General features: G+C 67.9%; 9 protein-coding genes. 2 read left to right on the forward strand and 7 right to left on the reverse strand.

Annotated elements, in window-relative coordinates; genetic code table 11:
- Window position 1 precedes the first annotated feature (1 nt).
- The 6 genes from LPW41_RS11250 to LPW41_RS11275 all read right to left on the reverse strand — a co-directional run bounded on the left by LPW41_RS11250 (window position 2) and on the right by LPW41_RS11275 (window position 7,105).
- Window positions 2-982, reverse strand: a complete 981-nt coding sequence (locus LPW41_RS11250; protein WP_144835179.1) for an ABC transporter permease — start codon at window positions 980-982, stop codon at window positions 2-4.
- A 221-nt stretch (window positions 983-1,203) separates the two neighbouring features.
- Window positions 1,204-1,755 (reverse strand): hypothetical protein, encoded by a 552-nt coding sequence (locus LPW41_RS11255; RefSeq protein ID WP_230704851.1) that lies wholly within the window; start codon window positions 1,753-1,755, stop codon window positions 1,204-1,206.
- 38 nt (window positions 1,756-1,793) lie between these two features.
- Window positions 1,794-3,458: an ABC transporter ATP-binding protein gene (locus tag LPW41_RS11260; RefSeq protein WP_144835183.1), complete on the reverse strand. Its 1,665-nt coding sequence runs from the start codon at window positions 3,456-3,458 to the stop codon at window positions 1,794-1,796.
- The gene (locus LPW41_RS11265) at window positions 3,455-4,402 is read right to left on the reverse strand and encodes an ABC transporter permease (RefSeq protein WP_144835185.1); all 948 of its coding nucleotides are present in this window, start codon (window positions 4,400-4,402) and stop codon (window positions 3,455-3,457) included. Before LPW41_RS11265 ends, LPW41_RS11260 begins: the two co-directional genes overlap by 4 nt.
- The gene (locus tag LPW41_RS11270) at window positions 4,392-5,321 is read right to left on the reverse strand and encodes an ABC transporter permease (protein WP_144835187.1); all 930 of its coding nucleotides are present in this window, start codon (window positions 5,319-5,321) and stop codon (window positions 4,392-4,394) included. Before LPW41_RS11270 ends, LPW41_RS11265 begins: the two co-directional genes overlap by 11 nt.
- A gap of 164 nt (window positions 5,322-5,485) precedes the next feature.
- Window positions 5,486-7,105, reverse strand: a complete 1,620-nt coding sequence (locus LPW41_RS11275) for an ABC transporter substrate-binding protein (RefSeq protein WP_222123942.1) — start codon at window positions 7,103-7,105, stop codon at window positions 5,486-5,488.
- Window positions 7,106-7,268: 163 nt separating this feature from the next.
- Between LPW41_RS11275 and LPW41_RS11280 the strand changes: the two genes are divergently transcribed.
- Entirely contained in the window at window positions 7,269-8,132 is an 864-nt protein-coding gene (locus LPW41_RS11280) for a CPBP family intramembrane glutamic endopeptidase (RefSeq protein WP_230704852.1), read from the forward strand.
- 100 nt (window positions 8,133-8,232) lie between these two features.
- On the opposite strand, the gene LPW41_RS11285 is transcribed toward LPW41_RS11280, so the two are convergent.
- Window positions 8,233-9,975 (reverse strand): ABC transporter substrate-binding protein, encoded by a 1,743-nt coding sequence (locus LPW41_RS11285; RefSeq protein ID WP_154096371.1) that lies wholly within the window; start codon window positions 9,973-9,975, stop codon window positions 8,233-8,235.
- 607 nt (window positions 9,976-10,582) lie between these two features.
- On the opposite strand from LPW41_RS11285, the gene LPW41_RS11290 reads away from it, so the two are divergent.
- The gene (locus LPW41_RS11290) at window positions 10,583-11,455 is read left to right on the forward strand and encodes a hypothetical protein (RefSeq protein ID WP_230704853.1); all 873 of its coding nucleotides are present in this window, start codon (window positions 10,583-10,585) and stop codon (window positions 11,453-11,455) included.
- Window positions 11,456-11,527 lie beyond the last annotated feature (72 nt).

The raw sequence follows: 11,527 nt of genomic DNA on the forward strand, positions 1-11,527 counted from the left end.
GTCAGCTCCTCACTCTCGGGTCGAGGGCTGCGTAGAGCACTTCGGACAGGGTCGAAGAAAGCAGGACGAGCACGGCGACGAAAAGCGTCGAGCCCGCCACCGCATTGATGTCCTGCTGCGTCACGGCGTTGAGCTGGAATTGCCCCATCCCGCGCCACGAGAAGACGATCTCGAGCATCGCCGAACCGGCGATCAAGGTGCCGAAGCTGTAGGCGAAGAACGTCGACATCGGAATGAGGGCGATGCGCACGCCGTGACGGAACAATGCCTGCGTGCGCGGCAGCCCTTTCGCGCGGGCGGTGCGGATGTAGTCGGCCCCCAGCACGTCGAGCATCATGCTGCGCTGGTAGCGCGAGAACGACGCGGCGCTGATGAGCACGAGCGCGATCGTCGGCAGCAGCAGGTGCACGGCACGGTCGGCCAGCATCGGGCCGAAGCCCTCGACCCCCGCGGTGTACTCGCCGGTGAAGCGGATCACCTGGTTGCCCAGGGCGTTGTTGAAGGCGGTGGCCGCGATCATCAGCAGCACGCCGATCACGAAGGTCGGGGTCGCGAACACGAGGTACGACGCGTAGGTCGTGACCTGGTCGCTCGCGCGGTACTGGCGCACCGCGCCCCACACGCCGATGAGTACGCCGACGATGGCGCCGAGGATCGAGCCGATGAGCAGCAGGCGCAGGCTCGTGCCGGCGCGCGTGGCGATCTCGGTCATGACGTCCTGGCCGCCGATCGTGGTGCCGAGGGAGAAGTTGGTGAACAGGTTCACCAACCAGTTCCACAGGCGCACGATGATCGGCACGTCGGGGTTGGCACCGAGAGCGTCGAGGCTCGCGATGATCGACTCCTGGGGCGGCCGCGGGTTCATGCCGTAGAAGCGGTCCTGAGGCCGCAGCAGCGCACTTCCCAGCACGTACGCGAGGCACGTGGCGAGCAGGCTGAGAACGGCGTAGTTCAGGAACCGGCGCAGAACGTAGAACGTCATGACGCGCGAATGCCCGTCCGGAACGTCTCGGGGGTCTGCATCATGGGGGGTCCTCTCGCCTTCGAGATCCCCGCCGATTGTTTCGCCTGGCTAAGGATCTTCAGCGACCCTACGTCGGCTTTTCGCGGAATGTGCGCGGGGGGAACACACTTTTCACGAATGTAACAAAGCGCTTACATGGCGCTTTGTCACGAACGGTCAGCTCGAGCGCAGCACTGCGCTCAGCGGAGACCGCCGGAAATGAACAAAGCGATAATAACCCAGACGATCAGAACCAGGAGGGAAATCGCCGAGGGAATGTCCCAGAAACGACGGACGGAGCCGTTCTTCGGGGCCGTCGGTCGAGCCGACTCCCACGCGTCCTGGATGACCTGGAGGTCGCGGATGGCGGGCGGCTCGCGCCGCGCACGGTCGTCGTCGCCACGGCGCAGGGGCGGTCGACCGGGGCGGCCGGCGACGGGCCCGCCGAAGGCCTTGTAGACCCGCGGTTCGTCGGTCTTCACCTCGAGCTGCCAGCGCATGTCGATGTCGCTGACACGCGCCCAGGCGATGTCGCTGACGCGCAGCGGGTTGTGGATCCGGATGCCGTTCGCGTCGATCCGCACGTGCGGGGCGAACAGCAGGGCGTACACGCCCCAGAGCGCCAACAGCACCCGCGGGGCGATGAGCAGCATCTCGCCGATCCCCGCCCGGATCGCGGCGTCGCCGAGGAGGACGACTGCCAGCGCGGCCCCGAGCACGAGCCCGACGACCGCGGACGGGGCACGGAACACCCGCGGGTGTTCCGTGCCCCGGAATCGATCGTCGCGCGTCACGCGCCACCCAGCGACAGCGAAGCGCCGGGGATCGCGTCGAGCAGACGCTGCGTGTACTCCTGCGAGGGCTGCGCGAAGATCTCGTCGACCGTGCCCTGTTCGACGAGCTTGCCGCGCTCCATGACGCACACCAGGTCGGCGGCGACACGGACGACGGCGAGGTCGTGCGTGATGAACAGGTAGGTCAGACCGAGCTCGGACTGCAGCTCCGCCAGCAGCTGGAGGACCTGCGCCTGCACCAGCACGTCGAGGGCCGACACGGCCTCGTCGAGCACGAGGATGTCGGGCTTGAGCGCCAGTGCGCGCGCGATGGCGACACGCTGACGCTGTCCGCCGGACAGCTCGTTGGGGTAGCGCGAGGCGAGCTCCTGCGGCAGGGCGACCTGCTCGAGCAGCTCCTCCACGCGGGCGCGCCGCGAGGCGTTGTCGCCCACCTTGTGGATGTTCAACGGCTCGGCGATCAGGTTGCCGATGCTCCGCAGAGGGTCGAGCGAACCGTACGGGTCCTGGAACACCGGCTGCATGCGGCGGCGGAGGTTGAAGGTGTCCTTCGCGTTCAGCTTGCCGGTGTTGACCCCGTCGACCTCGATCGAGCCCGACGTGGGCTCCTCGAGCTTGAGCACCATCTTGGCGATCGTCGACTTGCCCGAGCCCGACTCCCCCACCAGCGCCAGCGTCTTGCCGCGCGGGATCTCGAACGAGACCCCGTCGACGGCGCGGAACTGCTCGCTGCGGAACCCGCCCTGGCGGATCTTGTACTCCTTGACCAGGTCGGTGACCTTGACGGTCGCCGGGGCGTCGATGTCGGATTCGCGCAGGATGCCGCGGTCTTCGACCTTCGCCTGGATGCGCTGCGAGGCGATGCTGGGCGCAGCGGCGACGAGGCGCTGGGTGTACGGGTGCTGCGGGTTCTCGAGGATCTCGCGGCTGGGACCCGACTCGACGATCTCGCCCTGGTTCATCACGACAATGGTGTCGGCGCGCTCGGCGGCGAGTCCCAGGTCGTGCGTGATGAGCAGCACCGAGGTGCCGCGCTCACGCGTCAACGAGGCCATGTGATCGAGGATCACGCGCTGCACGGTCACGTCGAGGGCCGAGGTCGGCTCGTCGGCGATCAGGAGCTTCGGGTCGGCCGCGAGGCCGATGCCGATGAGCGCGCGCTGGCGCATACCGCCCGAGAACTGGTGCGGGTACTGGTGCAGGCGACGCTCGGCGTCGGCGAGGCCGGCCTGCTTCAGCACCTCGATCGCGCGCTTCTCGACCTCCTTGCGACCGGTGGCGATGCCGTTCGCACGGATCGCCTCCTTCACCTGGAAGCCGATGCTCCACACCGGGTTGAGGTTCGACATCGGGTCCTGAGGGACGTAGCCGATGTCCTTGCCGCGCACCGACTCGAACTGCGTCGCGCTCAGGTCGGTCAGCTCGCGCCCGTCGAGCGTGATGCTGCCGCCGGTGACGTGACCGGTGCCGGGGAGCAGGCCGATCACCGCGGAGGCGGTGGTCGACTTTCCCGAGCCCGACTCGCCGACGATGGCGACGGTCTGGCCGGGGAAGACGTCGAGGCTCACGCCGTGGAGCACCTGGCGGGATCCGCCCTCGCCCTCGAAGGCGACCTTGAGGTCGCGAATGGACAGCAGAGGCGTCATGGTGGCGTCGCTCATCGGCGGGCCCTCGCTCTCGGGTCGATGGCGTCTCGGATGAGCTCGCCCAGCAGGATGAACGCCAGCACCGTGACCGTCAGGGCGACCGAGGGCCAGATGAGCGCCGCGGGCGCGACGCGCAGCGACTGCTGCGCCTGGCTGATGTCGTTGCCCCACGACATGGTGCTGCCGCCGAGGCCGACACCGAGGAACGACAGGGTCGCCTCGGCGACGATCGCCGCGGCGAGGCTGATCGTGGTGACCACCAGCAGCGGCGCGATGGCGTTCGGGATGACGTGGGTGAGCAGCGTCTTGAACTTCGTCTGCCCCAGCGCCTGCGAGGCCGCGACGTAGTCGGCCTGTCGCACGCGCAGCACCTCGGCGCGCACCACGCGAGCCGTGGAGGCCCACGCGAACCCGCCGATGGCGAAGGCGAGGGTCAGCACGTTGCGGTACTGCGAGAACACGCTCATCACGACGATGGCCGCGAGGATGTAGGGGATCGAGAAGAAGATGTCGCCGACGCGCGAGATCACCGCGTCGAGCCATCCGCCGTAGAAGCCCGACAGCGCGCCCATGATGAGGCCGATGATCGTGCCGATCGCGGTGGCCAGCAGACCCACCGACAGCGAGGTGCGGGCACCCCAGACGATGCGCGAGAACGTGTCGCAGCCCTGGAACGTGAAGCCCAGGATGTGGCCCGCCTGCGGTCCGCCGTTGCTGTTGGACAGCTGGCAGTCGTTGTTCGGGGGGACCTGGGTGAACAGCGTTGGAGCGATCGCCATGAGGATCACGACGAACATGACGGCGAGGGCGATCCAGAAGGTGGGACGACGACGGAGGTCGCGCCACGCGTCGAGCCACAGGTTGCTCTTGCGCGCCGCCACGCGGACGGCGTCGACGGAGATCGTTTCGGTCTTGATCGGCGCGACGTAGTGCGGCGCCGGGAACTGACTACTTGACATAGCGGATCCTCGGGTCGAGAAGGCCGTACAGGAGGTCGACGACCAGGTTGACCAGCACGTAGATGATGACGAAGACGGTCACGAACGACACGACCGTGGGGCCCTCTCCGCGGATGGTGGCCTGGTACAGCGTGTTACCGACACCGGGGATGTTGAAGATGCCCTCGGTGACGGTCGCGCCGACCAGCAGCACGCCGAAGTTGGTCGCGGAGTTGGTGATGACCGGGATGAGCGAGTTTCGCAGCACGTGCACGGGGATCACGCGGCGACGCGAGAGGCCCTTGCTGTAGGCGGTGCGCACCCAGTCCTGGTTGAGCGTGTCGATGACCGACCCGCGCATCAGGCGCATGCTCGTGGCGAAGAGGCTGAAGCCGAGCACGATGGCCGGCAGGATCAGATCGCCCCAGTTGTTCTGCGCACCGACCGTGGGGCGGAACCAGCCGAGTTGGACCGCGAGGAAGTACTGCGCGAGGAAGCAGGCCACGAAGATCGGCAGCGCCACGAACAGCAGCGCGATGATCAGCGCGACGTTGTCGAACAGCTTGCCCTTGCGGATGGCCGAGATCGTGCCGACCACGACGGCGAGCACGAACTCGATGGCCAGGGCCATGATCGCCAGACGCGCCGTCACGGGGAGCGTGCGCGCGAGGACCTCGTTGACGGACTGACCCGAGAACGTGGTTCCGAGATCACCCTGGAAGATGCCGCCGATGTAGAGGAAGTACTGGACGATGAAGGGCTGGTCCAGGTGGTATTGGGCCCGCAAGGCTTCGACGACCTGCGGGGCGGGGGTCTTGTCGCCGAAGAGCCCGAGGATCGGGTCTCCCGGCATGGCGAAGACCATGAAGTAGATCAGCAGGGTGGCCCCGAAGAACACGGGGAGCACCTGCAGCAGACGTCTGAGGATGTAGCCGAGCATCCGCTCTCTTTTCGAACGTGGGAAACGCCTCATCCGACGTTTTCGTGGGGCGACGGCCCCGAAAGGGCCCGTGCCGTTTTATCACACGTCGTGATGAGGCCTGGCTGGCAGACCGCGAGGCGGTGACGAATCCGTCACCGCCTCGCGGCCAGAGATCGGAAGGGTTACTTCGTGATCTCGTAGTACAGCGGAACCGAGTTCCAGCCGAACTTGACGTTGTTCACGCCTTCGGCGAAGCCACCGGTCACGTTGGAGTACCAGAGCGGGATGGCCGGGAGGTCCTGCAGGAGGATCTCCTGGGCCTTCTGGAAGTCCTGGTTCTGGGTGTCGACGTCGGTCTCGGCGATGCCGTCGCTCAGGAGCTGGTCGAACTGGGGGTTCGAGTAGTCACCGTCGTTGGACGAGGCGTCGGTCGCGTACAGCGGTCCGAGGAAGTTGTACAGACCGGGGTAGTCGGCCTGCCAACCGGTGCGGAACGCGGTCTGGATGCTGCGGTCGGTGATGGCCGAGCGGGCTTCCTTGAACGTCGGGTACGGCGCGCCGGACGCGTCGATGCCGAGGGTGTTCTTGATCGAGTTGGTCACCGCGTCGACCCAGGTCTGGTGTCCACCGTCGGCGTTGTACGCGATCTGGAAGGTGCCGGTCCACGGCGAGATGGCGTCGGCCTGAGCCCACAGGTCCTTCGCCTTGGCCTCGTCGTACTTGAGCACGTCGGAGCCGGCGAGCGAGTCGGACCAGCCGTTGATGACCGGCGAGGTGAAGTCGCTGGCGGGCGTACGGGTGCCCTGGAAGATCGTCTTGGTGATCTCGTCGCGGTTGATGGCCATCGACAGCGCCTGACGACGCAGCTTGCCCTCTTCACCGCTGAAGTGCGCGAGGCGCTCGGGGATCGTGAACGACTGGAACACAGCCGCCGGCTGGTTGACCGCGCGGTCGCCCAGGTCGGAGGTGAAGGTCGCCTGCGATGCCGGCGGGATCGCGTCGATCACGTCGACGTTGCCACCGAGGAGGTCGGCGTAGGCCGCGTCCTGCGAGGCGTAGAAGACGACGGTCAGACCACCGTTGGCGACGGTGCGGCCGCCCTGGTAGTCCTCGTTCTTGACGAGGTCGATCTGCACGTTGTGCTGCCATGCGCTGTCGCTGGCGAGCTTGTACGGGCCGTTGCCGATCGGGTTCTCACCGAACGCGGCCATGTCGGCGAAGGCCGAGTCGGGCAGCGGGAAGAACGCCGAGTAGCCGAGGCGCAGCGCGAAGTCGGCGGCGGGCTTGGAGAGCTCGATCGTGAAGGTGTAGTCGTCGACCTTCTTCAGACCCGTGAGCTCGGAGTCAGCGTCGTAGCTGAAACCGACGATGTCCTCGAAGAAGTAGCTGTTGAGCTGGTTGTTCGACAGCTGCGCGCCGTAGTTCCAGGCCTTGATGAAGTTGTCGGCCTTGACCTCGGTGCCGTCCGTGAACTTCTGGCCCTTCTTCAGGGTGACCGTGAGGTTCTGGGGGTCGTTGGTGACGATGGACTCGGCCATGTCGTTCACCGGGGCGCCGTCTGCGTCGTAGTAGACCAGGCCCGCGAAGATCGAGTCGAGGATCTTTCCGCCACCGACCTCGTTCGTGTTGGTGGGGATCAACGGGTTCTGCGGCTCGGAGCCGTTGGTCCGGATGATCGCCGACGCGTCGCCGCTGCCGGATGCAGAGCCGCTGTCCGAGTCTCCGCCTGCGCAGCCGGCGAGCATAAGCCCGACGGCTCCCAGCAGGGCGAGACCGGAAAGGGCAATCTTGTTGCGCTTCACAGTTCCTCCAGGGAAGGGATGATCGTCGCCCGGGTAGGTTTTCACGCAGCACAAGATGCATGGAAGATCCGTCGGGCAGGATGAGAACACACTAGGCACGTTTACCCAGGTGCCCCAAACTCCTCTGAAAAACGTTACAGAGGATTTACTCGGAAGGGTTCAGATGTGGCAATCTGACAAGTCGGGCGCCCTTCGGGGTCCAGCCGACTGGACCTATCCTCCGACCCTCTCCCCCGCCGACCGGTACGACCGTCGGCGTCTGGGCTGGGAGATCGCGATCGTGCTGCTCGTCAGCGTGGGTCAATCGGCCATCTACTCGGTCGTGTCGTTCGTGCGCGCAGCCACCCGCGCCCCGATCTCGCAGCAGCAGACGCAGCTGAACCCCTCGCGCAGCGCCGAGCCGCTGTGGGATGCGATCTACCAGTTTCTCGACATCTTCTTCTCGCTCGCCCTGGTCGCCCTCGCGGTCTACCTGCTGTGGGAGCCGGCGAACAACGCGCTGCGCCGGATCGGGCTCGACTTCCGCCGCTTCGGCGGCGACCTCCTCCGCGGCGTCCTGCTCGTCGTGCTCATCGGAGCGCCGGGCATCGGCGTCTACGCGATCGGCCGCTCCATCGGGCAGAGCATCACGGTGATTCCCGCCCCGCTCGACTCGTCGTGGTGGGTCATCGCGCTCCTCGTACTGGCGGCGCTGCGCGCCGGCCTCACCGAGGAGGTCATCTTCCTCGGCTTCCTCTTCGATCGCCTGCGCCGCCTCGGCTGGTCGTGGACCGGCATCATCGTCTCGACCGCGCTGCTGCGCGGCAGCTACCACCTCTACCAGGGGTGGCCGTCGGCGCTCGGCAACGTCGTGATGGGCCTCGTGTTCGGCTGGTGCTACAAGCGCTGGGGCAGGGTGATGCCCTTGGTGATCGCGCACACGATCATCGACATCGTCGCCTTCGTGGGCTACCCGCTCGCCGCGGCCTGGTGGCCCGCGATCTTCGCGCCGCCCGCGCCGGCGTCGACGCCGACCCCGACCCCCTGAGGCGCCGCGCGCAACGAGAGCGCCGGGGTCTCGGCATCCGGAACATTCGTCCGCAGCGATGGCGAGGCGAAGTCAGGGCTCCCGGCATGCGGAACGTCGCTCAGCTCTGCGGCGGCGACCAGATCCAGAACGACGGGGGCACGCCGTTGGGCTCGGAGGTGTAGGTCACTCCTCCGACTCCGGCCGCGGCGACCACGGCGCCCGTGCGCTCGAGCAGGGGCACGCCCGCGTACGCGGTGAAGAGCGAGCGGTCGATCTCCTTGGCCTCCGACAGGACGTCGACCGGGTCGGTGTGCACGGTCAGCTCGTCGAAGAGCTCCTCGGTGTTCTCGCCATCGACCCCCTCCGCGATGCGGTCGCGCGCCGAGCGGTAGAGGCTCTCGTCTTCGCCCACCCAGGCCAGGGTGGCATCCGGAACGTCGTCGGCCGTCGCCGCGCGCACCGCGATGCCCGCCTTGGCCGCCATCGTCACGAGACGCGCGAACACCGTCGACGACACCTCGTCGGTGCTGTCGTAGGCGACGCGCAGCACGGCCGCGCGATCGTCGAGGGCCGAGCGGGCTCCGTCGACGTCGCTCCCGGTTCCGGGGGCTCCGTTGCCCGACACGAGGTCGTTGTAGAGCTGACCGGTCGCCGGCGACGAGAGGAACGACTGCAGCGGCTGCGCGTCGGGGCGCACGTCGCCCAGCACGTCCTTCACCAGCGCGGAGCGATCGAGCGAGAGAGTCGTGGCCTGACGGAGGGCGGATGCCGTGCCGTCGGCGAACCGCAGCTGCAGGGTCTGGGTGGTCGGTCCGGTGCTGACCTGCAGCCCGGCATCGGTGAGCGTCTTCAGCTCGGTGGCGTCGATGTCGCCGACGTTCGCGACGTCGACCACCCCCGCCTCGACGGCGGACAGCTGCGCCGAACGGTCGGCGAAGAAGCGCACCTTCAGGCTCTCGAGACCCGGGAAGTGTCCGCCCTGGTAGCTGTCGCGCCGCGCGAGCTCGAGGGTGTCGTCGGTGATGGCGCTGACCTTCCACGGTCCCGACGACACGACGCCGGCGGGATCGGGCGTCGTACCGGGGGCCACGTCGAAGCCGGTGTTCCAGACCTTCGCGGCCGCCGCGAGCACCGGATTCGGCTCGCGCGGCGCCGCCGGGTCGCCCGCGGGTGTCGTCATGATCGCCGTCACGAGGTCTTTCACGCTCACGCCCGCGCGTTGCGCGACCACGTGGATCGGCCGGTCGAGCAGCCACTGCCGGTTCCAGTCGGCGAAGGGCTGGGCGTAGGTGAGGGTCAGGGTGTCGTTGGCGCGGTCGAGGCTCGGTCGCGTCGTCGCGGCGTTGGGGTCGGCCGGTGCCGCGGTGTCGAAGTAGCGGGTGCCCGACACCAGCTGGCCCGAGGCGTCGTAGGTGGCGTCGTCGAAGTAGTGCGACGACACGGCCCACCCGAACAGCAGGTCGTCGAGGCTGACCTCGGTGCCGTCCGACCAGACGCGGTCGCTGAAGAGTTCGTAGCTGACCTTCAACGGATCGCCCTGCACGCGGGTGATGCGGCCGAGGCCGTCGTTCGGAACGACCTGCAGGTTGCCATCGAGAGAGCCGAGCTTCTCGTCGAGCAGGGCCGCGACGGCCCGGTTCGCGTCGGTGTCGCCGGTGGCGCTGGCGGCGTTGAAGCTCGTGAGCGAGCCGACCACACCGAGGGTCAGGGTGGTGGGTTCTTCTTCACGCGGCGCGGGGCTCGTCTCGGGCGCGGAGCACCCGGCGAGCACGACGGCGGCGGCTGCGGCCATCGCGAGCAGGCCGCCGACTCCGCGGCGTCGTCGATTCGGTCGAGGAACGTCGTTCAGCCCGTGGTGCACAGGGGCACTTTACTAAAGGCCTCCTGGGGATCACCCTGGGCCCGCCGGGGCCCGCCGGGCGGGGTTCGGCCCTGTTCGCGGGGCGCGTCCGGGTCTCGTTTGCCGCGAGACTGCAACTCGCTGACGAACCCGCGTCACGCTGCAACGGAGTTGTCAGCGAGATGCAGTCTCGGCGGGTCTTCGCGCGAGCGTGCCGCTGTCGCGGTCGCCGGGCGTGACCGCGACAGGGTGGCCGATTTCCTGGCGAGACTGCAACTCGCTGACAAACCGGCATCACGCTGCAATCGAGTCGTCAGCGAGATGCAGTCTCGGCGGGTGTGGGGCGAGGCCGCGCGGGCCACACGCCCTCGGCGCGCGAGGCGAGGCCCGGCAGCGGGCGTCTCAGACGTCCAGCCAGCGAAGTCGATCGTTTGCGCCTTCTGCACCGGATGCCGGTGCGCGGCGTTCTCCACGGATTGAGTGTCGCGCGCCCCGGGGACGGCGTCGCTCGACCACGGTGGACCGCATGTCTTCTCTCGAGCTTCCCGCGACGTTGCTCCCTGCCGGCACTCTCGTGCACTCGACGCGGAGCCGACGAAGGGGCGAGGTGCTCCGTCTCAATCGGGGTGTGTACGCCCGGCGCGATGAATGGAACGCCCTCGCGCCGTGGCAGCGGTACGGGCTCCGAGTGCAGGCGCACGCGATGTGGCATCCGGATGATGTCTTGTGTCTCGAGTCGGCCGCCGTCCTTCTGGGGCTTCCGCTGGTGGGTGGCGATCATGACATCCATGTCCTCTCCGAGCACGGCGCCACCTCCCGGCGCTCGGGCGGAGTGCGTGTGCACACGACGGCAGCCTCAGATCGTACGTTCGCGGAGGTCGACGGCATCCGGGTGACATCGCTCGCCGACACCTGCATCGACATCGCCCGGTCTCGGCACCCCGCTCTGGCGCTCGCCGTCGCCGACGCCACGATTCGTCGCGACCCCTCCCTGGGCGACCTCGCGCTCGTGGTGCTGAACGAGGAGCGTTCATCCGCCCGCGGAAGGAGACAGGCGAGGTGGGCGCTGCATCGCGCCGATCGGGCCGCCGAGTCCCCTCTCGAATCGATCAGCAGAGCCTCGATCGAGTGGCTGGGGTTCCCGGCTCCCGAACTGCAGGAGCGCTTTCCGGGAACGGACGAGCGAGAGGACCGTGTGGATCTCTGGTGGCCCGCACAGAGGATCGCCGGAGAAGCCGACGGTCACCACAAGTACGACGGCCGTTTCGGCGACCCCCTCGAGGCGCTTCGCGCGCGGGAGAAACGCGATCGGCGACTTCTGGCCGCGGGGGTCCGCACCGTGGTGCACTGGGCATGGGACGACGTCGCCGAGGCCACTTCCCTGCGGGCGATGCTGCTGGGCGTCGGGATGCCGATCGTCCACACCCCCGATCCGGGCCGTTTGGCCTCGCTTCGGGGTGTCCTTCGGGGGTCATTGGCGCGCGAGACTGCATCTCGCTGACAAACCCGCGTCAGGCTGCAACGGAGTTGTCAGCGACATGCAGTCTCGACGTCCGGTGGGGCGCAAGCGTGG

This window comes from Microbacterium sp. JC 701 (genome assembly GCF_021026215.1).
GTDB classification, from domain to species: Bacteria; Actinomycetota; Actinomycetes; order Actinomycetales; family Microbacteriaceae; genus Microbacterium; species Microbacterium algihabitans.